At 71.6% G+C, this 23302-nt stretch carries 21 protein-coding genes; 17 read left to right on the forward strand and 4 right to left on the reverse strand.

The features are described from left to right. Window positions 1-95 precede the first annotated feature (95 nt). Window positions 96-743, forward strand: coding sequence for a DUF4328 domain-containing protein (locus AB0E14_RS07975; RefSeq protein ID WP_362413658.1), 648 nt, complete (start codon window positions 96-98; stop codon window positions 741-743). A gap of 62 nt (window positions 744-805) precedes the next feature. After that, the gene (locus AB0E14_RS07980; RefSeq protein WP_362413660.1) at window positions 806-1354 is read left to right on the forward strand and encodes a hypothetical protein; all 549 of its coding nucleotides are present in this window, start codon (window positions 806-808) and stop codon (window positions 1352-1354) included. Between the two features lie 64 nt (window positions 1355-1418). Here AB0E14_RS07980 and AB0E14_RS07985 read toward each other — a convergent pair whose 3' ends face one another. After that, window positions 1419-2153, reverse strand: coding sequence for a Clp protease N-terminal domain-containing protein (locus tag AB0E14_RS07985; RefSeq protein ID WP_362413662.1), 735 nt, complete (start codon window positions 2151-2153; stop codon window positions 1419-1421). Window positions 2154-2538: 385 nt separating this feature from the next. Between AB0E14_RS07985 and AB0E14_RS07990 the strand changes: the two genes are divergently transcribed. Then, entirely contained in the window at window positions 2539-3204 is a 666-nt protein-coding gene (locus AB0E14_RS07990; RefSeq protein ID WP_362413868.1) for an RNA polymerase sigma factor, read from the forward strand. Then, window positions 3204-4280, forward strand: coding sequence for a hypothetical protein (locus AB0E14_RS07995; protein WP_362413664.1), 1077 nt, complete (start codon window positions 3204-3206; stop codon window positions 4278-4280). The genes AB0E14_RS07990 and AB0E14_RS07995 overlap by 1 nt, the downstream gene beginning before the upstream one ends. A 168-nt stretch (window positions 4281-4448) precedes the next feature. Here the strand turns inward: AB0E14_RS07995 and AB0E14_RS08000 are convergent, their stop codons facing one another. Then, window positions 4449-5312: a L,D-transpeptidase family protein gene (locus AB0E14_RS08000; protein ID WP_362413666.1), complete on the reverse strand. Its 864-nt coding sequence runs from the start codon at window positions 5310-5312 to the stop codon at window positions 4449-4451. Between the two features lie 158 nt (window positions 5313-5470). Here AB0E14_RS08000 and AB0E14_RS08005 point away from each other — a divergent pair, with 158 nt between their 5' ends. The 3 genes from AB0E14_RS08005 (at window position 5471) to AB0E14_RS08015 (ending at window position 8654) form a co-directional block, all read left to right on the forward strand. Continuing rightward, window positions 5471-7051, forward strand: coding sequence for a methylmalonyl-CoA mutase family protein (locus tag AB0E14_RS08005; protein ID WP_362413668.1), 1581 nt, complete (start codon window positions 5471-5473; stop codon window positions 7049-7051). Window positions 7052-7138: 87 nt separating this feature from the next. Beyond that, window positions 7139-7792, forward strand: coding sequence for a leucine efflux protein LeuE (gene leuE / locus AB0E14_RS08010; protein ID WP_362413670.1), 654 nt, complete (start codon window positions 7139-7141; stop codon window positions 7790-7792). A gap of 37 nt (window positions 7793-7829) precedes the next feature. Next, a complete protein-coding gene (locus tag AB0E14_RS08015) occupies window positions 7830-8654 on the forward strand; it encodes a MerR family transcriptional regulator (protein ID WP_362413672.1) in 825 nt (274 codons plus the stop codon). Between the two features lie 105 nt (window positions 8655-8759). Here AB0E14_RS08015 and AB0E14_RS08020 read toward each other — a convergent pair whose 3' ends face one another. Together AB0E14_RS08020 and AB0E14_RS08025 are read right to left on the reverse strand one after the other, a co-directional pair. After that, window positions 8760-10079, reverse strand: a complete 1320-nt coding sequence (locus AB0E14_RS08020; protein WP_362413674.1) for an alpha-2,8-polysialyltransferase family protein — start codon at window positions 10077-10079, stop codon at window positions 8760-8762. Then, complete coding sequence (locus tag AB0E14_RS08025) at window positions 10076-11074, reverse strand: glycosyltransferase family 2 protein (RefSeq protein WP_362413676.1); 999 nt, start codon at window positions 11072-11074, stop codon at window positions 10076-10078. The genes AB0E14_RS08020 and AB0E14_RS08025 overlap by 4 nt, the downstream gene beginning before the upstream one ends. A 187-nt stretch (window positions 11075-11261) precedes the next feature. On the opposite strand from AB0E14_RS08025, the gene AB0E14_RS08030 reads away from it, so the two are divergent. From AB0E14_RS08030 to AB0E14_RS08075, 10 genes are all read left to right on the forward strand, one after another. Beyond that, a complete protein-coding gene (locus AB0E14_RS08030) occupies window positions 11262-12530 on the forward strand; it encodes a DUF6716 putative glycosyltransferase (protein ID WP_362413678.1) in 1269 nt (422 codons plus the stop codon). Beyond that, complete coding sequence (locus tag AB0E14_RS08035) at window positions 12530-13708, forward strand: acylneuraminate cytidylyltransferase (protein WP_362413680.1); 1179 nt, start codon at window positions 12530-12532, stop codon at window positions 13706-13708. Before AB0E14_RS08030 ends, AB0E14_RS08035 begins: the two co-directional genes overlap by 1 nt. 14 nt (window positions 13709-13722) lie before the next feature. Continuing rightward, window positions 13723-14616 (forward strand): N-acetylneuraminate synthase family protein, encoded by an 894-nt coding sequence (locus AB0E14_RS08040; RefSeq protein ID WP_362413682.1) that lies wholly within the window; start codon window positions 13723-13725, stop codon window positions 14614-14616. Beyond that, a complete protein-coding gene (locus AB0E14_RS08045) occupies window positions 14613-16049 on the forward strand; it encodes a hypothetical protein (protein WP_362413684.1) in 1437 nt (478 codons plus the stop codon). Before AB0E14_RS08040 ends, AB0E14_RS08045 begins: the two co-directional genes overlap by 4 nt. A gap of 116 nt (window positions 16050-16165) precedes the next feature. After that, window positions 16166-17386, forward strand: coding sequence for an amidohydrolase (locus AB0E14_RS08050; protein WP_362413686.1), 1221 nt, complete (start codon window positions 16166-16168; stop codon window positions 17384-17386). A gap of 292 nt (window positions 17387-17678) precedes the next feature. Then, window positions 17679-18716, forward strand: a complete 1038-nt coding sequence (locus tag AB0E14_RS08055; protein WP_362413688.1) for a BMP family ABC transporter substrate-binding protein — start codon at window positions 17679-17681, stop codon at window positions 18714-18716. Between the two features lie 196 nt (window positions 18717-18912). Next, on the forward strand, window positions 18913-20505 hold the full coding sequence (locus AB0E14_RS08060; protein WP_362413870.1) for an ABC transporter ATP-binding protein: 1593 nt from the start codon (window positions 18913-18915) through the stop codon (window positions 20503-20505). Beyond that, window positions 20502-21614: an ABC transporter permease gene (locus AB0E14_RS08065; RefSeq protein ID WP_362413690.1), complete on the forward strand. Its 1113-nt coding sequence runs from the start codon at window positions 20502-20504 to the stop codon at window positions 21612-21614. The genes AB0E14_RS08060 and AB0E14_RS08065 overlap by 4 nt, the downstream gene beginning before the upstream one ends. Further along, the gene (locus tag AB0E14_RS08070) at window positions 21611-22900 is read left to right on the forward strand and encodes an ABC transporter permease (RefSeq protein WP_362413692.1); all 1290 of its coding nucleotides are present in this window, start codon (window positions 21611-21613) and stop codon (window positions 22898-22900) included. Before AB0E14_RS08065 ends, AB0E14_RS08070 begins: the two co-directional genes overlap by 4 nt. Further along, window positions 22897-23301, forward strand: a complete 405-nt coding sequence (locus tag AB0E14_RS08075) for a cytidine deaminase (RefSeq protein WP_362413694.1) — start codon at window positions 22897-22899, stop codon at window positions 23299-23301. The genes AB0E14_RS08070 and AB0E14_RS08075 overlap by 4 nt, the downstream gene beginning before the upstream one ends. Window position 23302 lies beyond the last annotated feature (1 nt).

Genomic DNA, 23302 nt, shown 5'->3' on the forward strand with positions numbered 1-23302 from the left:
CCGTTCCGCTCGCGTACGGTCACTCCGCCACGGCCGCGCGGCCGTGGCGGCGCCTCGGGGAGGGGCGTCGATCACCTGTGGGGGTTCGCTCGACCATGCTCCGCAATCCCGTCGGCCTTTCGTACGCCGTCGTGACGCTGCTCGCGACGCTCGCCGTCGCCGATGCCGCTCTCTTCGTCTCGGCCCTCGACGTGCGGCTTCTGATGACCGGCAGCCTGGAGGACCACCCCGAGCCCGCGGGCTTCGCGCACATGGGCGTCGACGTCGTGTCGGTGCTCCAGGCGCTGATCCAGCTGGCGCTCGTCGTCGTCTTCCTCGTCTGGTTCTACCGGGTCCGCAAGAACGCCGGGGTCTTCGCGCCCGATGTGCACCGGGGCGGTCCCGGCTGGGCCATCGGTGCCTGGTTCGTCCCGATCGCCAACCTCTGGTGGCCGCGGAGTGTCGCGGCGGGCACGTGGCGGGCCAGCCGCCGGGACCCGTACGGCGACCAGAAGGTCGCCGGGGAGTCGTTCACCGTGCTGAACCTGTGGTGGGTCTGCTGGATCGTGACGGATGCCGCGAGCTTCTTCGCGACCGCGGTCTACGACGACGCGGACACGGTCGAGGAGTTCACGGCGGGGGCCGGCCTCCTCATGGGAGCGGCCGTCCTGGACATCGTCGCCGCCGTCCTCGCGATCCTGTTCGTCCGTCGTCTGACCTCTATGCAGCACAGCAAGGCCACTGGCATGATTCCGGCCGCGTAGTGACGAAATCACGCCAGGTGGCGCAGTAAGAGGCAGTGCCGCGACCGCGACGGGAGGCCTCGATGAGCCTGCTGGAACTGATCGACCGGGCCGACGAGCGCAGTCTGGCGGCTGCCGGGCTCGCCTGTCTGGACCGCTGTCTGCCGCTGCTCGCCCCCGAGGGAGGGGACGTGCTGCGGCCCGTCTGGGCTGCGGTGGCCCGGGGCGACGGCGAGGCGTGGGGCGAGGCGGTCGCCAAGGCGCGGGTGGACCTGGACGGCACCGGTGCGCAGGGCGCGGCCGCCGGGCTCGTGCGCGAGATGCTGGGCACGGCCCCCGCCGAGTGGGCCGAGGACGTGCTGCGGGTCTGGGCCGCCGGATGTTCCGTCAGCGCGCTCGCCCTGCACGGACGGTACGAGGCCGCCGAGGTCACGGACGAGCTGATCGAGCGGTGCCGCACCGGCGACTCGACCGGGGCCGGTCCGCTCCTCGCGGGCGAGCTGCGCCGGCAGCAGGCGGTTCTGGAGTCGGTCGCGCACGGGCCGACCGGTCTGCGCAGGGCCCGCGAACTCTCCACGGAGGGCGGCCGGGTGCTCCGCGCCGTCGTCTCCCGCCGGGCCCGTACGGCCTGACACGAACGGGGCGGGTACCCATGGCACCCGCCCCGCCCCCCGTGCCGCTGCTCCGCCCGTGCCGCTACTCCGCCGGCTTCACCGCGAGCTGGTCGATGGTGGCCGCGATGTCCGCCTCCGCCCGCGCCTTGTCGAGGCCGAGGCCCGTCAGGACCCCCTCGCCGTCCTCGAACTCGAGCAGCGCGAGCAGGACGTGCTCGGTGCCGACGTAGTTGTGGCCGAGCCGGAGCGCCTCGCGGAAGGTCAGCTCGAGCACCTTCTTCGCCGCCGCGTCGTACGGGATGAGCGCGGGCACCTCCTCGGCCGCCGGCGGCAGAGTCGGGGCGACCGCCGCGCGCAGCGCCTCGGGCGTCACGCCCTGCGAGGCCATCCAGAGCACCGCGAGCCCCTCGGGTTCGGCGAGCAGGCCGAGGGCCACGTGCCCGGGGGCGATCTCGGCGTTCCGGGCGGCCGAGGCCTCGTTCTGGGAGGCCACGACGACGTTCCTGGCCCGCGGGGTGAAGCGGCTGAACCCGGCGTTCGGGTCCATCTTCTCGGTGTCGGGGTCCTTGGGGACGAAGCGCTTCTGGGCCGCCTGACGGGTGACGCCCATGCTCTTGCCGATGTCGGTCCAGGAGGCGCCGGAGCGCCGGGCCTGGTCGACGAAGTGCCCGATCAGATGATCGGCCACGTCGCCGAGGTGGTCCGCCGCGATCACCGCGCTCGACAGCTGGCCGAGCGCGTCGGCGTCGCTCTTCTTGATCGCCGCGATGAGGTCGTCGAGCCGGACGGGGATGGTCATGCCCACGGGGTTCGTCATGAGTGCAACCCTAGGTTGACAGTCCAGCGCTGTCAACCATCAGTTGACAGTCGGCGGGGCGTGCGGGGGCACGGAAAGGCGGCCGCGGTCTGCGGCAAGGGTCGAAGAGGGGCCCTGAGCTGGGCGGAAAAGGAGGACGACCGGGGCCGCCACCCCCCACAGGAGAGGCCCCGGTCGTCGTCCGCGGAGCCGCAGCACGGCCCCGTACTCCGTTCAGCGCCATACAAGCGTTTTCTGTCACACCACCGCCCATGTCCCAAGTTGGTTGCAGGTTGCACAAAGAGGGGACGTACGTGGACGCTGTGGCCGAGAAGCACGTAGCGTCTGCTGGGTGCCGACCGGTACGGCGGTGGTGACCAGCCGTGATGACGAACAAGGGTGGGGAGTGCTGGGGGAGGACGCGGAGCTGACGGCCGCGGTGCTCGCTGCGCAGGACGGGAACGAGGACGCCTTCCGTACTGTGTACCGCGCCGTGCACCCACGGCTGCTGGGCTACCTGCGCTCGCTCGTCGGGGACGCCGACGCGGAGGACGTCGCCTCCGAGTCCTGGCTCCAGATAGCCCGCGACCTCGACCGCTTCAGCGGCGACGCGGACCGGTTCCGCGGCTGGGCCGCCAGGATCGCCCGCAACCGCGCGCTCGACCACATCCGGATGCGCGGCAGACGCCCCGCGACCGGCGGCGACGAGACCGAACTCACCGACAAACCCGCCGAGTCCGACACCGCGGACGAGGCACTGGAAGCACTCGCCACCGGCGACACCATGCACCTGATCGCCCAACTTCCGCAGGACCAGGCCGAGGCCGTGGTCCTCCGGGTCGTCGTCGGCCTGGACGCCAAGAGCGCCGCCGACACCCTCGGCAAGCGCCCCGGCGCCGTACGGACCGCGGCCCACCGCGGCCTGAAGCGGCTCGCCGAACTGCTCGGGTCCGAGGGCGACGGCGGCGCCGCGCCCCTCGGGGGCGTACCGCCGCAGCGCGGTCGCAGGCCGGGGGTCCAGGCCCCCGGTGGTGTGACGCAATCGCGCGCGCGGACGCAGAAGGACATGTGATGGCCGACGAGCAGGACCGATGGCTCGACCAGGAAGCCGCGGAGAGTCTGCTGCGCGGCGAACCGGTCGATCCCGTCGACGATCACACCCGCGCCGAGGCCGACCGCCTGGCTCGGGCCCTCGCCGAGATCCGTCCGGCACCCCTCGCCCACGCGGTGGACGTCGAACTCCCGGGTGAGGCCGCCGCCCTCGCCGCCTTCCGGGCGGCCGCCGCCGAGCGGGGCACGACCGTACGGTCCGCCGCCCATGCCTCGCACCGCCCGCGGGCCGTCGCCGAACTCGACACGGTACGGATCACCCGGGCGCAGAACGCCCGCCGGTGGGGCCGCTCGCTGCGGTACGGACTCGCGGCCGCCGTCGCCGCGGTGGCGGTCGGCGGGGTCGCCGTCGCCTCGGGCTCCGGCATGCTGCCGTTCACCGCGGACGGCCCGACTCCGGCCGGCTCCGTCTCCGCCGCCGACACCGCGGGGCCGCTCTCCTCGCACTCCCCGGACTCCTCGCAGACGCCGGGACCGCGCGTCGACACGGTCACGCCGTCCGCGCCCCATGACGGCGAGCACGGCTCGCCCGGCGCGTCCCCCTCCTCGCCCCCCACCCCCGCGCCCTCGGCCACGACCGCCTCCGGCGGCGGCACGGGCGGGCCCGACGGTTCGGGCGGTCACGGCGGCACGGGCGACGGCACTCCGGAACCGGGGAAGAGCACCAGCCCGGCCGACAAGGACGGCGACAGCTCGGGCGCCAAGATCGTCAAGGCCTGCCAGGATCTGCGCGCCGGCCGCATCGACGAGAGCGCCAAGCGCCGGCTGGCGCAGTCGGCACGCACCGGCGAGACCCTGCGCCGCTTCTGCGACCGCGTCCTGGCCGAAGAACCCTCCCGCTCCGACGGCTCGGGGGACGGAGGCTCCTGGGGCGACGGCAAGGGCGACGACGGCGGGTGGAGCGACAGCCGGACCGTGGAGCGCACCGCCGCGCTGTCCGCGACGCCCGCCCGGTTCATCGCCGGGACTCGGGCCTCCGCGCCCGCCCCCACGCGCCTCGGGGACCTGCTCGGGGTCCCCTCGATGAACACGGTGTGACACTTTTCGGCCGGTCGGCGCAGTACAGAGTGAGCCGACTGGTCATCGGCCGCGCGTGAGCCGGGGTTCCCCCCGTACCTTCGGCTCCGCGCACCGGCGCGGGTGGGACACGTTCCCCCGGTCCCACCCGCGCCCCTTCTCCTCCCGGCGCACGACACCGGCGCAGGACTACCAGTGCACGACGACCTTGTCGCCGACCTTCACCTGGTCGAAGAGCGCGGAGAGCTTCCCCCGGTCCCGGACGTTGACGCAGCCGTGCGAGCCACCGTTGTAGCCCCGGGCCGCGAAGTCCGCCGAGTAGTGCACGGCCTGGCCGCGGCTGAAGTACATCGAGTACGGCATCGGCGTGTGGTACAGCTTCGACCAGTCGTTGCGGACCTTGCGGTCGACCTTGAAGATGCCCTCGCGGGTCGGGGTGTTCTCGGAACCGAAGCGGACGTCCATCGACGAGACGACCTTGCCGTCGATCATCCAGGCGAGCGTGCGGGTCTCCTTGCTGATGCACAGCACCCGGCCGGTCATGCAGCGCGGGTCGGGCGTGTCCAGGGTGTTGGACGTGGACGGCTTCAGCTCGGCCGCGGTCGGCTTGCGGGTCATCCCCGTCAGCCGCTGCCAGGTGACCTCGTCCACCGAGCCGGTCTGCGGCAGCTCCCGCTTCTTCTGGAAGGCCTTGACGGCGCTGCCCGTGATCGAGCCGTAGAAGCCGGTCGGTGCCCGGTCGAAGTAACCGATCTGGCGCAGCCGCGCCTGCAGCTCGCGCACCTGCTCGTTCTCGTCCCCGTCCTTCATCAGGACCTTGCCGACCGGCTGCGGGGAGGTCGTGGAGGGGCTGGGCGTCGCGGACGTCGGCTTGTCGTCCGTGGACGGTGTGGCGCTGGGGGGCGTCGACGGCTGCTCCGTCGCCGGGGCGGAGGCGGAGCTCGACGGCCTGCCGCCGTTCGAGGGCGAGGCGCCCGAGCCGCCGCCGGCCGCCTGGGCCGTACAGCCCGTGGCGACGGCCACGGCGACCGTGGCCATGAGTGCCCTGCCCACGACTGCTCTGCGTATGACGGAAGAACGGCGCATCTGTAGCCCCCCGGGAATCAGCTTGTGTACCTCTTGGATGCTTCCCGCGCGCCCTTGGTTGCGCACCGGGCGGCAGCCCGGACCATGCTGTGACACAAGCGAGATCTCAACGAGAGGCGCTACGCATGGCGCGCGAGACGGAGTCGGGACTTCCCATCGAGCCGGTCTACGGACCGGAGGCGCTGGCCGGGTGGGAGCCCGCGGAGAGACTGGGCGAACCGGGCGCGTACCCGTTCACGCGCGGCGTGTACCCGAGCATGTACACCGGCAGGCCCTGGACGATGCGGCAGTACGCCGGTTTCGGCACCGCCGTCGAGTCCAACGCCCGCTACCGGCAGCTGATCGCGAACGGCACGACGGGGCTGTCCGTCGCCTTCGACCTGCCGACCCAGATGGGGTACGACTCCGACGCCCCGATCGCGCACGGCGAGGTCGGCAAGGTCGGCGTCGCCATCGACTCGATCGACGACATGCGGGTGCTGCTCGACGGGATCGCGCTGGACCGGGTCTCCACGTCGATGACCATCAACGCGCCCGCAGCGCTCCTCCTGCTCCTCTACCAGCTGGTGGGCGAGGAGCGGGGCGTCCCGGCCGACCGGCTGACCGGGACGATCCAGAACGACGTGCTCAAGGAGTACATCGCCCGCGGCACGTACATCTTCCCGCCCAAGCCCTCGCTGCGGCTGATCGCGGACATCTTCAAGTACTGCGGCGCCGAGATCCCGAAGTGGAACACCATCTCGATCTCCGGCTACCACATGGCCGAGGCCGGCGCCTCGCCCGCGCAGGAGATCGCGTTCACCCTCGCCGACGGCGTCGAGTACGTCCGTACCGCCGTCGCCGCGGGGATGGACGTGGACGACTTCGCGCCCCGGCTCTCGTTCTTCTTCGTGGCCCGGACGACGATCCTGGAGGAGGTCGCCAAGTTCCGGGCGGCCCGCAGGATCTGGGCGCGGGTGATGCGGGAGGAGTTCGGGGCGCGGAACCCCAAGTCGCTGATGCTCCGCTTCCACACCCAGACCGCCGGGGTGCAGCTCACCGCGCAGCAGCCCGAGGTCAATCTCGTCCGGGTGGCCGTCCAGGGCCTTGCCGCCGTCCTCGGCGGGACGCAGTCGCTGCACACCAACTCCTTCGACGAGGCCATCGCCCTGCCGACGGACAAGTCCGCCCGGCTCGCGCTGCGGACGCAGCAGGTGCTGGCGTACGAGACGGACGTCACCGCCACCGTCGACCCGTTCGCCGGCTCGTACGTGGTGGAGAGCATGACGGACGACGTGGAGGCCGCCGCGCTGGAGCTGATGCGGAAGGTCGAGGAGCTGGGCGGCGCGGTCGAGGCCATCGAACGCGGCTTCCAGAAGGGCGAGATCGAGCGCTCCGCCTACCGGATCGCGCAGCAGACCGACAGCGGCGAGCGGGTCGTCGTCGGCGTCAACCGCTACACGATCGACGTCGAGGAGCCGTACGAGCCGCTGCGCGTCGACCCGGCGATCGAGGCCCAGCAGGCGGAGCGGCTCGCACGGCTGCGCGCCGAGCGCGACGGGGCGGCCGTCACGGCGGCCCTCGACGGGCTGCGGCGGGCGGCACGGGGCACGGAGAACGTCCTGTACCCGATGAAGGAGGCGCTCAGGGCGCGGGCGACGGTCGGCGAGGTCTGCGACGCGCTGCGGGAGGTCTGGGGGACGTACGTCCCGAGCGACACCTTCTGACCCCGACCGACCCCGGACTTCCGGACGATCTTCCGCGATGCGAAACGGGGGAGCGCGTGGTCGTACCCCCGTGCGAGACTCCCGTTCATGCTGGGTGTCACCGATCTTCCGACCTATCTCGTGGGCCTCGTCCTCATCATCCTGCTGCCGGGGCCGAACTCGCTGTACGTGCTGTCCGTCGCCGCCCGCAAGGGCACCCGGACCGGGTACAAGGCCGCCGCCGGCGTGTTCACCGGCGACGCGGTGCTGATGACGCTGGCCGCGCTCGGCGCCGCCTCGCTGCTCCAGACCACCCCGCTGCTCTTCATGATCGTGAAGTACGCGGGCGCGGGCTATCTGGCGTGGATGGCGTACGGGATGATGCGCTCGGCCTGGTCGATGTGGCGCGGCCGGAACGAGCCCGACGACGAGAGCGCGGGCGTCCCGGCCGACGCGGGGGAGAACCCGTACCGCCGGGCGCTGATCATCAGCCTCTTCAACCCGAAGGCCATCCTCTTCCTGATCTCGTTCTTCGTGCAGTTCGTGGACCCCGGGTACGCCTACCCGGCGCTGTCCTTCCTCGTGCTCGGCACGCTGCTCCAGATCAGCAGCTTCCTCTACCTCACGATGCTCATATTCGGCGGCACCCGGCTCGCCGCCGCGTTCCGCCGCCGCAGGCGGCTCTCGGCCGGCGCCACCACCGCCGCGGGCGCCCTCTTCCTCGGCTTCGCCGCGAAGCTCTCCCTCAGCAGCGCCGCTTGACCCTGACACCGTGTGAGGCCGTGTCGTAGGAGGCGTCATGTTCACCATCGGAGACTTCGCCCGGCACGGGCGGGTGTCGGTCCGGATGCTGCGCCACTACGACGCCATCGGACTGCTGCGCCCGGCCCATGTCGACCCGCACAGCGGCTACCGCCACTACGAGGCGGACCAGCTCGCCCGGCTCAACCGTGTCATCGCGCTCAAGGAGCTCGGCTTCACCCTCGAACAGGTGGGGACGATCCTCGACGAGCAGGTCGGCGCCGAGGAGCTGCGCGGCATGCTGCGCCTGCGCCAGGCCGAGTTGGAGACGGCCCTCGCGGAGGCGGCGGGCCGGCTCGCCCAGGTCGGCGCGCGGCTCCGAGCCATCGAGAGCGAGGGGCACATGCCCACGCAGGACGTCGTGATCAAGAGGGTTCCGCCGGTGCGGCTGGCCGAGCTGAGCGAGGTGGCCGCCGGCTTCGGCCCCGGCGAGATCGGCCCGGTCATCCAGCCGCTGTACGGGGAGCTGTGCGCGCGCCTGGAGGCCGCGGGCGTCACCGGGTTCGGCCCGGGGATCGCGTACTACGAGGACACCGGCCGAGGCGACGGCTCGATCCTCGTCCACGCGGGTATGACGCTCCCGGCGGGCACGGCGGCGGTGGCCGGCGTCGACGTCGTCGACCTGCCCGGCCTGGACGAGGCGGCGACGGTCGTGCACCGCGGCTCGATGGACGACATCCTGCCGACCGTCCAGACCCTGGCCACCTGGATCGACGCGAACGGCTACCGCTCGCTGGGCTACTCCCGCGAGCTGTACCTGGAGTACGCGGAGGACCCCGCGCAGTGGGTGACCGAACTGCAGGAGCCGGTCACGCGCGCGTAGCGCCCACGGGCGCGGTGCGGGCGCCCTCGGGCGCCGTGCGCGACGAGGCCCGCCCGGGAGTGTCCGGGCGGGCCTCGCGCCGTGTCCGTGGGCCCTGCCGGCGCCCTACCTCGCCAGCGCCCGCTTCAGCTTCAGGGCGCGGCGGGCCAGCCGGCGGACCCGCGGGTGGCGGGGGACCGGGATGCCGCCCGGGAGGCCCAGGACGGTGAGGCGGCGGCGCGTGAAGTAGTGCCGGGTCCGCTCCGCGAGCGGGCCGGAGAGGTGGGCGACCGCCGCGTCCCGCAGGTCGGGGCGGATCTTCGGCTGCATCGCGAAGCCGACCGCCGCCACCAGACCCGCGAGGGCCTCCGCGTCCGGCGCGGGCGGCGGGGTCCGCTCGGCGTCCGCCTCCAGGTCCTCGACGAGCGCGTCGACGAGGGTCGCCGGGACGCGGTTGCTGTTCTGGTACGGGGTCAGCCGCTCCAGGAGCATCCCGGTGCCGACCCGGGCGATCGGGATCCCGTAGAAGGCGCGCGCCGTCATCAGCGCCGTCGAGAAGCAGCCCACCACCAGGGCGGGGCGCTGTTCCCGGTACACGACCTCGGCGAGCACCGGCCGGTCCAGGACGGTCAGTTCGGCGCCGAGCGCCTCCGCCTCCTGGGCGAGCCGCGTGGTCCAGGCGTCCGGCGCCGTGGGGTGCGGCTTGAAGACGAGCCGCCGGTGGCCGCGCGCGACCGCGCCCTTGACCATCCGTACGTGCAGCTCCTCCTCCTCGGCCGGGGTGAGCAGCGAGAGCGCCGCCAGGTACTGGCCGAGCAGCAGCGCCGGGCCGTCCTCGTCGCCCGCGGCGGCGGACGGGCCCGCGAGCTCCGCGATCACCTTGGTGAACGCCTCCGCGGGCACCACCTCGGCCTCGGGGCCGAACTCGCCGAGGAGCAGCGGCGCGAGGCCCGGCACCAGGTCGAGGTGGAGCAGCCGGCGGACCCGCTCGCCGACCAGCGGGTCGATCTTGTTGCGGGTGGGGCCGTAGCTCATCAGGCCGTCGGCGTACACGTCGAGGACGGCCTCGGGGAACAGCCGCGCGATCGTGAGCGCGGGCGCCACCTGCACGGACTCCAGGGCGATCTCGATCCGGTCGTCGCCGAGGTCCCAGATCTTCCGCAAGTGGCGTTCGAGCAGCGGCACGTCGTCGTTCCGCGGCGACCAGCCCGCCGGGTGGAGCGGTTCGATCGCCTCGTTCCAGGACAGCACGGAGTCGAAGCGACCGCGCAGCTTCTCGAAGCCGGGCATCTCGTCGAGGGCGGGCGTGGTCTCCGGTACCGCCGCGTTGTTGCCGACGAGCAGCAGCCGCCGGTCGGCCGGGCCGAAGCAGCCGCTGTCCAGGGCGGCGGCCAGCGTCGCGGCCCCGTACAGGGTGGAGGCGTAGAAGATCTGCGTGGTCCTCACGCGGCGACCCCCGAGCCCGTGGTCCGGGCGAGGGAGCCCGCGCGGCGCCGGCGCAGCTTGCGCAGCACGCCCGCCCGCTCCTCGTCCATCGAGGCCAGCGCCTCGCCGAGAACGTCCTGGGGCATGCGCTTCAGCGCCGCCGCACTCATCGAGCGCAATTTCTTCGCCACCGCCGGTTCGAATCGTTCAATGGAGGAGACGTGGTGCGAAATGAGTGCGCAATACGTTCGGACGGCTTTCGGGAGAAGCCGGTCCGCGTCCACGTCGTTCGCCGTTTCCTCGATCACCTGATCGAAGGCCCGGATGAAATCGAGCTGGCGAATATCGCCGATCTGCGTGAGGGAAGTGGCGACGCCGCGGCGGTAGAAGATCCCGAGCGTGCTCACCGCCGCGAAGGACTCCGCCTCCCGGTGCAGCTTCCAGATCCACGGCCGGTCCTCCGCGGTCCGCAGACCGGGGGTGAAGTGGAGCAGGCCGCGGTCGAGCAGCCGCCGGTGGTACATCCCCGCCCAGGCGTACGGGTAGTCGACCGAGGTCGTCCGGTGGGCCGGCAGGATCGCGTCCCGGGGGCGCAGCACCTCGTTCCGCAGCCCGATGGGAGCGCGCTTCACCGACCGCACCCGGCCCGTGTTCACCACGTGGTCGGTGCGGAGGAAGTCGCAGCCGAGCCCGTCCATCGCCGCCACCAGGCGGGCCAGGTGGCCCGGGGCCAGCCAGTCGTCGCCGTCGAGGAAGGCGAGGTACTCGCCCCGGGCGGAGTCCAGACCGGTGTTGCGCGCGGTGGCAAGACCCTGGTTCTCCTCGTGCCGGAGCAGGACGGCCCCCGGGATCTCGCGCGCCGCCCTGGCGAGGATCTCCGGCGTCCCGTCCGTCGAGCAGTCGTCGACCAGCAGGAATTCGAAGTCCTCGCGGGCGTTCGCGCGCAGGCTTGTCAGGGTGTCGGGGGCGTATGTCTGCACGTTGTAGAACGGCACGACGACGGAGAGCTTGACCACCCGGCCGACGCTAGGCGCCGGTCCGGCCTTCGTTCTGGCCGCCGGAGGGATGTTCGGTGAACACGAAGAGGCGGGCGGATTAACCACCCCCGATCCTGTCCGTTTTCAACGTGCGGAGAGGCTCTGTTCACCGTTTGTTGTGGCTCAGTTGGGCCACCGAACGAAATACCTATCTAGCGTCCTCGACGTGCCAGCAAGTACCCCTGAACGAGTACGCATTGCCGTACTCGCCGACTCCGACACCCGGTGGAAATGGGGCGCGCTCACCGCGCGCCGTATAACCGCTTCCGAGCCCACCGGATTCGTCCTGCGCGGCCGGGCCACCCCCACCGCGCGCCAGCTCGCCGAGACCGGGGTGTCCGACACGCCCCCGCGCGAGGTGACGGGCGCGGAGTTCCTTCGTGAGGTACGGGACGGGGCGTACGACGTCGTCGTTCTCGCCCTCGTCGGCGGCACGGTCCGCGCGGTCCTCCAGGGGATCGCCGACCTGGGCCTGGAACGCCGACCGGTGATCGTCACCGGCTATGTCGGCGTCGTCTACGAGAAGCTCGCCGACGGCCTCCTGCTGCGCCACGGCGCCGACGTCGTCCTCGCCAACTCACGCCACGACGCGGAGCGTTTCCGCGCCGTGTACGAAGGAGTGGGCGCCGACGCCTCCTCGGTGACGGAGGCCGCGCTGCCGTTCCTCGGCGGCGCGCCCTACGCCCCCGAGGCCGGCCGGGACACCCTCGTCTTCGCCGCACAGCCCTCCGTGCCGGTCACCCGCGCCGACCGCGCGTACCTGCTCCGCAGGCTGGTCGAGCACGCGCGGAAGAACCCGGGCCGCGAGGTGCTGCTCAAGCTCCGCTCCAAGCCGGGCGAGCACACCACGCACCTGGAGGAACTGCCGTACCAGAAGCTGGTGCGCGACCTGGACGTCCCGCCCAACTTCCGTCTCGTGTACGGGCACATGGGCGAGGTCCTGGACCGCACCGACCTCCTGGTCACGGTCTCCTCGACCGCCGCTCTCGAAGCGCTGCACCGGCGGATCCCCACGGCGATCCTCACCGACATGGGCGTGCGCGAGGTCCTCGGCAACCACCACTTCATCGGCTCGGGGCTGCTGACCTCCTTCGACCGGCTCGACGCGGACATCCGCCCGAAGCCCGACGAGGAGTGGCTCTCCCGGCAGGGCGTGGCCGCCGAAGGCTCGTACGAGAAGGCCTTCGACACCGCCCGTGAGCGGGTCGCCGAGCTGCTCGCGGGACCCGCCCTGCCCCCGATCGACCCCTACTACACAGCGGAGACGGCCCCCGGCTACCTGCCCGGGATCCTCGCCCGCCACCGCCTGGACGTCACCGCGACGCCGACCCGCGACAGCGGGCTGCGCCGGATCGTCCGGGAGGCCGCGCGCGGCGCGTACCGCCACGGCGTCCAGCGCGTGGCGCCCGTCATCCGCCGTCTTGGAGAACTCTGATGACCACGACCGTGCTTGCCGTCATCCCGGCGCGGGGCGGTTCCAAGGGCGTCCCCGCCAAGAACCTCACCCCCGTCGCGGGCGTGCCGCTGGTCTCCCGCGCCGTCCGGGCCTGCCTCGACGCCCGCCTGGTCACCGATGTCGTCGTCTCCACCGACGACGCGGCGATCGCCTCCGCCGCCCGTGCGGCCGGCGCCGAGGCGGTCCACCGCCCCGCCGCGATCGCGGGCGACACCGCGACCAGCGAGTCGGCCGTCCTGCACGCCATGGACGCCTTCGAGGCCACCAGCGGCCGTCGCGTGGACGTGGTCCTCCTCGTCCAGTGCACGAGCCCCTTCATCACGGCGGAGGAGGTCAACGGCACCGTCGAGCGGATCACCGAGGGCGCCGACACGGCCTTCACGGCCGCTCCCAGCCACGGCTTCCTGTGGCGGGAGACCCCCCAGGGCGGCACCGGCGTCAACCACGACAAGTCCTTCCGGCCGCGTCGGCAGGACCGCGAGCCCGAGTACCTGGAGACCGGCGCCGTCTACGCGATGGCCGCCGAGGGCTTCCGTACCCACAACCACCGCTTCTTCGGCCGCACCGAGATCGTCGTCACCGACCCCCTGCGGGTCCTGGAGATCGACGACCCGCACGACCTGGCCCGCGCCCGCGCCCTCGCGCCGCTGCTCGACACCCCGGTCGTCCCCGGCTTCGAGGACATCGACGCCGTGGTCCTCGACTTCGACGGCACGCAGACCGACGACCGCGTCCATCTCGACTCCGAGGGACACGAGTTCGTCTCCGCGCACCGCGGCGACGGCCTCGGCATCGCGGCCCTGCGCCGGGCCGGCGTGCCGGTCCTGATCCTCTCCACCGAGCAGAACGCGGTCGTCGCCGCCCGCGCCCGCAAGCTCAAGATCCCCGTCCTGCACGGCATCGACCGCAAGGACCTCGCCCTCAAGCAGTGGTGCGAGGAACAGGGCATCGACCCGCAGCGCGTCCTCTACGCCGGCAACGACGTCAACGACCTCCCGTGCTTCCACCTCGTCGGCTGGCCCGTCGCGGTGGCGAGCGCGCACGACTCCGTACGGGCCGCCGCCCGTGCGGTGACCCTCACCCCCGGTGGCTCCGGAGCCGTTCGCGAGATCGCGGCCTGGCTTCTCGGACCCGAGCTCCTCTCCCCCAACCGCTAAGGAACACCAGAACCATGACCTCTCGCCTCCGTACCTTCGGCAGCAAGACCGCGGGCCCCGGCCACCCCGTCTACGTGACCGGTGAGATCGGCATCAACCACAACGGTGAGCTGGACAACGCCCTCGCGCTCATCGACGTGGCCGCCGAGGCCGGCTGCGACGCCGTGAAGTTCCAGAAGCGCACCCCGGAGATCTGCACCCCGCGCGACCAGTGGGACATCGAGCGCGACACCCCCTGGGGCCGGATGACCTACATCGACTACCGCCACCGCGTGGAGTTCGGCGAGGACGAGTACCGCGCCATCGACGAGCACTGCAAGAAGCGCGGCATCGACTGGTTCGCCTCCCCGTGGGACACCGAGGCCGTCACCTTCCTGGAGAAGTTCGACGTCCCGGCCCACAAGGTCGCCTCCGCCTCCCTCACGGACGACGAGCTGCTGCGCGCCCTGCGCGAGACCGGCCGCACGGTCATCCTGTCCACGGGCATGTCGACGCCGAAGCAGATCCGCCACGCGGTCGAGGTCCTCGGCTCGGACAACATCCTGCTCTGCCACGCCACGTCCACCTACCCGGCCAAGGCCGAGGAGCTCAACCTCCGCGTGATCAACACGCTGCGGGAGGAGTACCCGAACGTCCCGATCGGCTACTCCGGCCACGAGACGGGCCTGCAGACCACGCTGGCCGCCGTCGCCCTCGGCGCCACCTTCGTCGAGCGTCACATCACCCTCGACCGCGCCATGTGGGGCTCCGACCAGGCCGCGTCCGTCGAGCCGCAGGGCCTGCAGCGCCTGGTCCGCGACATCCGCACGATCGAGACCGCGCTCGGTGACGGCGTCAAGAAGGTCTACGAGTCGGAGCTCGGCCCGATGAAGAAGCTCCGCCGGGTCCAGGGGTCTGTCGCCGCATGACCGGCCGGCTGGCGTTCGTCGAGAGCCCTGTCCAGCTCCTGAACGTCCTGGAGTGGGCGCACGCCCAGTCCCTCGCCGTCGGGGGCACGACCGCCCCCGACGGCCGGGGCGCCGCGATACACGCGACCGAGCCGTCCGCCGACGGCCGGGCCGACGGCGGACCGGCCACGGGCTCCGCCGTGCCCACGGACGGCGCGCGCACCGCCCGCGCCACCGAGCAGGCCGCGCACCCGGGCCACGGCGCGGAGCCCGCGGGCTCCACCACGCCGCCCGCCGCCGCGCCGGTCGCCGGTGATCCGGCCGCCGCCGCGCAGGGCCCCACTCCCGCCAGCCTCCACGGCCCCGCCAGCCCCCACGGCCCCGAGGGCCTCCACGGCCCCGAGGGCCTCCACGGCCCCGACGCGGACGGCGCCCTTTCCGCGTCCGTCGTGCCCGCATCGGCCGACTTCACGCTCGTCGTGCTTTCGCCGACCGACCCGATGTCGCGCGGCCAGCTGCGCCGGATGGCGCAGCTGGCCCGCGACGACGGGTTCACCGTCCGCTGGCAGGAGGCCCGCGGCGGATGCGGCTCGCTCGTGCAGACCCTGCGGGAGCTGGCGCCCCTGCTGCGGTCCGCGGAGCGGATCATCGTCGGGGACCCGTTCTCCCGCTACGTCCAGCTGCTCCTCACGCTCTTCGCGCCCAGGCACCTCACCGTCGTCGACGACGGCACCGCCACCATGGAGTACGCCGCCCAACTGGCCCGTGGCGAGCGCCTCGTGCGCTGGCACCGGCGCGGCAGCAGCCGGGGGCCGCGCGAACTCGTCCTCGCCCCGGTCACCGCGGCCGCCCGCCGCAAGCTGGCCCCCAACAGGCGCCGTACCGTCGAGATCTTCACCTCGCTGCCGGTCGAGCCGCCGCCCGGCACGACCGTCACCAGGAACACCTTCGCCTGGACCCGGTCCCGCTTCGGCCCGCCCCGCATCACCAAGGGCGCCGACCTGGTCGGCACCTCGCTGGTCGAGACGGGTGTGGTCGACGCCGATCAGTACGCCCTCGCCGTCGCCGAGCTGGCCCGCACCCACGGCGCGACCCGCTACTTCGCGCACCGCAGGGAGTCCGCCGAGAAGCTGCACCGGATCGCGGTGGAGACCGGTCTGGAGATCGTCCGGCCCGACCTGCCGCTGGAGCTGATCGCCCGGCGCGGCCCGATCGGCCGGTCCGTCGTGAGTTTTCCCTCGACCGTCGTGCACACCCTGCCGCTCGCCCTGGTCGGCACCGGCGTCAAGGTCGCCGTCTGCGAGATCGCGCCCGAGTGGCTCAAGGAGAACGCCTCCCCGCGGGCCCAGGGCTTCCTCGCCGGGGTCACCGGCACGGCCGCGCACGAGGTGGACCGGCTCACCGCCCAGGCGACCCAGGCGGCCCAGCCCTCACAACGGCTCGAATTCGGGTGAGCTTACCCAGAAGGGATGGCAGTCAAGCCTGCCGAACCGAGATTCTTTCCCCTATCGGGCTGAACTTTTCGTGATCAACGGGCAGTTGATCTCTGAAGGGGCCTACCCTTCAAAAGGTGAACCAGTTGAAGTCCCGTGAGCCCGGCTCCGTCGTCCTGCCCGGAACGCTGTCCCCCTCGCTGCGCGGCGAACTGATCGCCTTCCGCCGCGACTTGCACATGCACCCCGAGCTGGGCAACCAGGAGTTCCGTACGACCGCGGCGCTGAAGGCGCGCCTGGAGGCCGCCGGACTCGCGCCGAGGGTCCTCGCCACGGGCACGGGACTGGTCTGTGACATCGGCACCTGGGACAGGGCCCGGCCCATGCTGGCGATCCGCGCCGACATCGACGCGCTGCCCATCCCGGACGTCAAGACGGTCGCGTACCGCTCCACCGTGCCCAACCGGGCCCACGCATGTGGACACGACGTCCACACCACCACCGTCCTCGGCGCCGGCCTTGTCCTCGCCGAGCTCGACCGGCAGGGGCTGCTCCCCAACGCCGTCCGGCTGATCTTCCAGCCCGCCGAGGAGGTGCTGCCCGGCGGCGCCGCCGACGCCATCGAGTCCGGGGTCCTGGACGGCGTCGGGCGGATCATCGCGGTGCACTGCGACCCGAAGGTGGACGCGGGCCGCATCGGGCTGCGCCCCGGCCCCATCACCTCCGCCTGCGACCGCCTGGAGGTCACCCTCGACGGCCCCGGCGGTCACACGGCCCGCCCGCACCTCACCACCGACCTGGTCACCGCCGCCGCCCGGATCGCCACCGACGTCCCCGCGCTGCTCGCCCGCCGCGTCGACGCCCGCTCCGGCCTCGCGGTCACCTGGGGCCGGATCGAGGCCGGCCACGCCTGCAACGTGATCCCGCAGCACGCCGAGCTCTCCGGCACCGTCCGCTGCCTGGACCTGCCCGGCTGGCGCGAGGCGCCGGACCTGGTGCACGCCGCGATCGACGAGATCGCCACGCTCCACCGCGCCAAGTCGACCATCAACTACGTGCGCGGTGTCCCCCCGGTCGTCAACGACCCGGTCATCACGGAGCTGCTCCGTGACGCCATGACCGCCCGGCGCGGTGTGTACGCGATCGAGGACACCGAGCAGAGCCTCGGCGGCGAGGACTTCTCCTGGTACCTGGAGCACGTCCCGGGCGCGATGGCCCGGCTCGGCGTCCGCGCCCCCGGCGACACGACACGCCGGGATCTGCACGCGGGCGACTTCGACGTGGACGAGGAGGCGATCGAGGTCGGCGTCGAGCTGTTCACCGCCGCCGCCCTGATCGACGCGGCGCCGAAGCGCTGACGTACGAACCGACGACGCGGGCCCGGACGGCCGAAACGGCGTTCATCCGTTCGGCCCAACGGCCCGCGTGTCGGGGCCCGGTCCGGGACTGGACGCCGTCCAGGGCGTGTATAACCGGCGGTGCCGAGGTGGTCGCCCCAGGTGGCCCTTGTTAACAGTCTCCCTGGCCGGTTCGCGACGATCCGATAACGACTCATGAACGGGTCTTTAACTGACATCTACGCGCGTTACGATCCACGCGAAACCAGCGCCGGAAGAGGCGCTTTCGGTCAGTCTCGAAGGGACCCTCCTCTTGCGCCGGGTATCCAAGATCGTTTCCGCGTCCGCAGTGACCGCGGCCCTCGCTCTCACCGCCACCGCTTGTGGTGAGTCGTCCACCGAGTCCAGCTCCGACTCGGGCACCATCAAGGTCGGCATGGCGTACGACGTCGGCGGCCGTGGTGACAACTCCTTCAACGACTCCGCCGCCCGCGGTCTCGACAAGGCCAAGGCCGACCTCGGTGTCGAGACCAAGGAGCTCACCGCCAAGACCGGTGAGACCCCGGCCGACCGCGAGCAGCGCCTCACCTCCCTCGCCGAGGGCGGCTTCAACCCGGTCATCGGTGTCGGCTTCGCCTACAAGGACGCCATCGACAAGGTGGCCGCGAAGTTCCCGAAGACCACCTTCGGCCTGGTCGACTCGGTCTCCGAGGCGAAGAACGTCGACTCGATCGTCTTCACCGAGGAGCAGGGCTCCTACCTCGCCGGTGTCGCCGCCGCGCTGAAGTCCAAGGACGGCAAGATCGGCTTCATCGGTGGTGTCGACACCCCGCTGATCAAGAAGTTCGCCGCCGGCTTCCAGCAGGGCGTCAAGGACACCAAGCCGGGCGCCTCGGTCACCATCCAGTACCTGTCCACCGGTACGGACTTCTCCGGCTTCGGCGCCCCGGACAAGGGCAAGGCCGCTGCCAAGGGCATGCTCGACAAGGGCATCGACGTCATCTACGCCGCCGCGGGCGGCTCGGGTGCCGGCGCCATCGAGGCCGTCGCCGCCAAGCCGGGCACCTGGGCGATCGGCGTCGACTCGGACCAGGCCAAGGACCCGGCCCTGTCCAAGTACGCCGGCTCGATCATGACCTCCATGGTCAAGAACGTCGACACGGGCGTCTTCGAGCTCATCAAGTCCGTCCAGGACGGCAAGCCGGCGACCGGCACGCACGTCTACTCGCTCGCCGAGAACGGCGTCTCCCTGACCACCACCGGTGGCCACCTCGCCGACATCCAGGCCCAGCTGGACGAGGCCAAGAAGAAGATCATCGACGGCCAGATCAAGGTCAACACGACCCTCTGACAACCGTCGGAAAGGGGCCCGGAGAACGGCTTCGGCCGACACTCCGGGCCCCCTTCACACGTCTGCCCGCGGGCAGTTGAACGATTTTCCAAAAGCTACGCGCGTAGCGTCCGCCGTACAGGGTATTTTTCGCCACCGACAGCGCCTGCGCACCGCCTCATCCCCTCCTCACGCTCCCTGCCTAGGAGAGTGCGTCATCAAAGCCTCCAGCTCCAGCAGTCCCAACGCCGTAGAACTCCGCGGCATCACCAAGCGTTTCCCCGGAGTCGTGGCCAACCACGACATCGACATCACCGTGCGCCGCGGCACCGTGCACGCCCTCGTGGGCGAGAACGGCGCGGGCAAGTCGACCCTGATGAAGATCCTCTACGGCATGCAGAAGCCGGACGAGGGCACCATCACGGTCGACGGCGAGCAGGTGACGTTCAACAGCCCCGGTGACGCCATCGCCCGCGGCGTCGGCATGGTGCACCAGCACTTCATGCTCGCGGACAACCTCACGGTCCTCGAGAACGTCGTCCTCGGCTCCGAGAAGCTCTACGGCATCGGTGACAAGGCCCGCGCCAAGATCAAGGAGATCTCCGGCGCGTACGGCCTCGGCGTCCGTCCCGACGTGCTCGTCGAGGACCTCGGTGTGGCCGACCGCCAGCGCGTGGAGATCCTCAAGGTCCTCTACCGCGGCGCCCGCACCCTGATCCTCGACGAGCCGACCGCCGTGCTCGTCCCGCAGGAGGTCGACGCGCTCTTCGACAACCTGCGCGAACTCAAGGCGGAGGGCCTGACGGTCATCTTCATCTCGCACAAGCTGGGCGAGGTCCTGTCGGTCGCCGACGAGATCACCGTCATCCGGCGCGGCACCACGGTCGGCACCGCCGACCCGAGGAACACCACGACCAAGCAGCTCGCCGAGCTGATGGTCGGCGCCGAGCTGCCCTCGCCGGAGACCCGCGAGTCGACGGTCACGGACGTGCCGATGCTGACGGTCCAGGACCTGTCGCTCAGCGCCGTCGACCCCGACGGCGTGGTCCGCGCGGTCCTCGGCGGCATCACCTTCACCATCCACAAGGGTGAGGTGCTCGGCATCGCCGGCGTCGAGGGCAACGGCCAGTCCGAGCTCGTCGACACGATCATGGGCATGCGCCACGCCGACCGGGGTGTCGTCACCCTCGACGGCGCCGACATCTCCTCCGCCCCGACGCGCAAGCGGCGCGAGGACGGCATCGGCTGCATCCCCGAGGACCGCCACCGGCACGGTCTGCTCCTGGAGGCCCCCCTCTGGGAGAACCGCATCCTCGGCCACGTCACCGAGAAGCCCAACTCCAAGGGCGCCGTCCTCGACCTCAAGGCCGCCCGCAAGGACACCGAGCGGATCGTCCGCGAGTACGACGTCCGCACCCCCGGCATCGAGGTCACCGCGGCCTCCCTCTCCGGCGGCAACCAGCAGAAGCTGATCGTCGGCCGGGAGATGAGCCACAACCCCAAGCTGCTGATCGCCGCCCACCCCACCCGGGGCGTGGACGTCGGCGCGCAGGCGCAGATCTGGGACCAGATCCGCGCGGCGCGCCGGGAGGGCCTCGCGGTCCTGCTGATCTCCGCCGACCTGGACGAGCTGATCGGCCTCTCCGACACCCTGCGCGTGATGTACCGCGGGCGTCTGGTGGCCGACGCCGACCCGGCGACCATCACCCCGGAGGAGCTGGGCTCGGCCATGACCGGTGCCGCCGCCGGTCACCTTGAGCACGATGAGAGCCCTGAGGGCACCGACGGCCCGGAGGACGAGGCCCGATGAAGAAGTTCGACAAGGAGCGGTTGCTCCTGGGCATCGCGGCCCCCGTGCTCGCGATCGTCGCCGCCTTCCTGATCACCGCCCTGGTGCTCGCGGCGACCGGCAAGGAGCCGTTCAGCGCCTTCGGGATCATGTTCGACTACGGCATCAAGTCGGACAGCCAGGTCTACATCATCAACAAGGCGACGACGTACTACCTGGCGGGCATCGCGGTGGCCATCGGCTTCCGCATGAACCTGTTCAACATCGGTGTCGACGGCCAGTACCGTCTCGCCGCGTTCTTCGCCGCCGCCGTCGGCGGCGCGCTGACCCTGCCGGGCATCGTCCAGATCCCGCTGATCATCATCACCGCGATGATCGTCGGCGCCATGTGGGCGGGCATCGCCGGTGTCCTGAAGACCACCCGGGGTGTCAGCGAGGTCGTCTCCACGATCATGCTGAACTTCATCGCCACCGCGATCATCGGCTACCTGCTGCAGCCCGGCCGGCTCGGCCACCTGGACGCCGCCGGCACGAAGGTCGCCACGACCCCGCTGCCGGAGTCCTCGCGCTTCTTCGACTTCCCGACCACGCCGACCCCGATCTACGGCTTCGTCGTCGTCGCGGTCATCGCGGGCATCGGCTACTGGTTCACGCTCTCCCGCACCCGCTTCGGCTTCGACCTGCGCACCGTCGGCCAGTCCGACACGGCGGCCGCGGCCAGCGGCGTCAACGTCAAGAAGATGGTCGTCACGTCCATGCTGATCTCCGGCGGCATGGCCGGTCTGATCGGTATGCCGACGCTGCTCAACGACTCCTACGAGTTCGGCGGCGACTTCCCCGTCGGCATCGGCTTCACCGGTATCGCCATCGCCCTGCTCGGCCGCAACCACCCGATCGGCATCGCGCTCGCCGCGATCCTCTGGGGCTTCCTGGAGCGCGGCGGCCAGCAGCTGGAGTTCGAGGACTACGACCGGGAGATCGTCGGCGTCATGCAGGGCGTCATCGTCCTCTGCGTCGTCATCGCCTACGAACTCGTCCGCCGCTACGGCCTCAAGCGCCAGCAGCGCCAGGTCGGCGAGAAGCTCGCGGCCCAGGCCCGTTCCAACAACTCGACGGAGGTGTCGGCGTGACCGCCACGGCGACTTCCACCCCGCCGCCCGCCGCGCCCAAGGCGGCCGGTGGCAAGGGCGGCCGCACCCGCCTCTCCCTGCCCTGGATCCTGCTGATCGTCGCGGGCGGGCTCATCGCCCTCTCCGCCGTCCGCGCCATCACCGGCGCGCAGGACCTCACCTCGGCCGGCCAGATCGGCGCCGCGCTCTCGCTCGCCGTGCCGATCGGCCTCGCCGGTCTCGGCGGTCTGTGGGCCGAGCGCGCGGGTGTGGTGAACATCGGCCTCGAAGGCATGATGATCCTCGGCACCTTCTTCGGTGCCTGGGCCGGCTGGCAGACCAGCCCGTGGCTCGGCATCCTCGCCGGCATCCTGGGCGGCATGGTCGGCGGCCTGGTGCACGCGGTCGCCACGGTCACCTTCGGTGTCGACCACATCATCTCCGGTATCGCGATCAACATCCTGGCGGTCGGCTTCACCACCTACTTCGCCAAGCTGTGGTTCAACTCCGGCGAGGCCGCCGCGAAGGGCGGAAGCCCCAAGCAGTCCCCGCCGGCCGAGGAGATCACCTCGGTCACGATCCCGGGCCTGTCCGACTGGCTGGCCGACATCGAGAAGCACCACTGGTTCCTGATCTCGGACATCGCCGGCATCCTCGGCGGCCTGGTCACCAACGTCTCGGTGGTCACGATCATCGCCGTCCTGCTGGTGATCGGCACGTTCTTCGTGCTGTGGAAGACCTCGTTCGGTCTGCGCCTGCGCTCCTGCGGTGAGAACCCGATCGCCGCCGAGTCCCTCGGCGTCAACGTCTACAAGTACAAGTACATCGCCGTGATCGTCTCGGGCGGTATGGCCGGCCTCGGCGGCGCCTTCCTGTCGCTGGTCACCTCGCACATCTACAACGAGGGCCAGACCGGTGGCCGCGGCTACATCGGCCTCGCGGCGATGATCTTCGGCAACTGGCGGCCGGGCGGCCTGGCGATGGGCGCGGGCCTGTTCGGCTTCGCCGACGCGCTCCAGCTGCGCAGCGGCGGCGAGTCCGTGCACGCGCTGCTCCTGCTGCTGTTCGCGGTGCTCGTCGCGATCGCGGCCTGGAAGGCGTACAAGAAGCGCTGGATCACCTCCTCCATCGCCATCGTCATCGGCGTCGGCGTCTTCATCTGGTACCTCGGTACCGACACCGTCCCGGTCGAGTTCGTCAGCGCCACGCCGTACGTGGTGACCCTGCTGGTGCTGTCGCTCTCCGCGCAGCGCCTGCGAATGCCCAAGGCGGACGGCATGCGCTACCGCAAGGGCGAGGGCAAGTGACCTCGCCCCTCGGCGAAGCCGACTGGGAGGCCCTGCGGGCGGAGGCCAGGGACGCCATGTCCCACGCCTACGCCCCGTACTCGGGCTACCCGGTCGGCGCGGCGGCCCGGGTCGACGACGGGCGCACGGTCTCCGGCTGCAACGTGGAGAACGCCTCGTACGGCCTCGGGCTGTGCGCGGAGTGCGGGCTCGTCTCGCGGCTCCAGGCCACCGGCGGCGGCCGGCTGACCCACTTCGTCTGCGTGGACGGCGAGGGCGCGGCCCTGGTGCCGTGCGGGCGGTGCAGGCAGCTGCTGTACGAGTTCGGCGGCCCCGAGCTCGTCCTGGAGACCCCGGCCGGGTTCGTCACGCTGGCGGAGATGCTTCCGCAGGCGTTCGGCCCCGGTCACCTCAGGAAGTAAC

This window comes from Streptomyces sp. NPDC047981 (genome assembly GCF_040653315.1).
GTDB lineage: Bacteria > Actinomycetota > Actinomycetes > Streptomycetales > Streptomycetaceae > Streptomyces.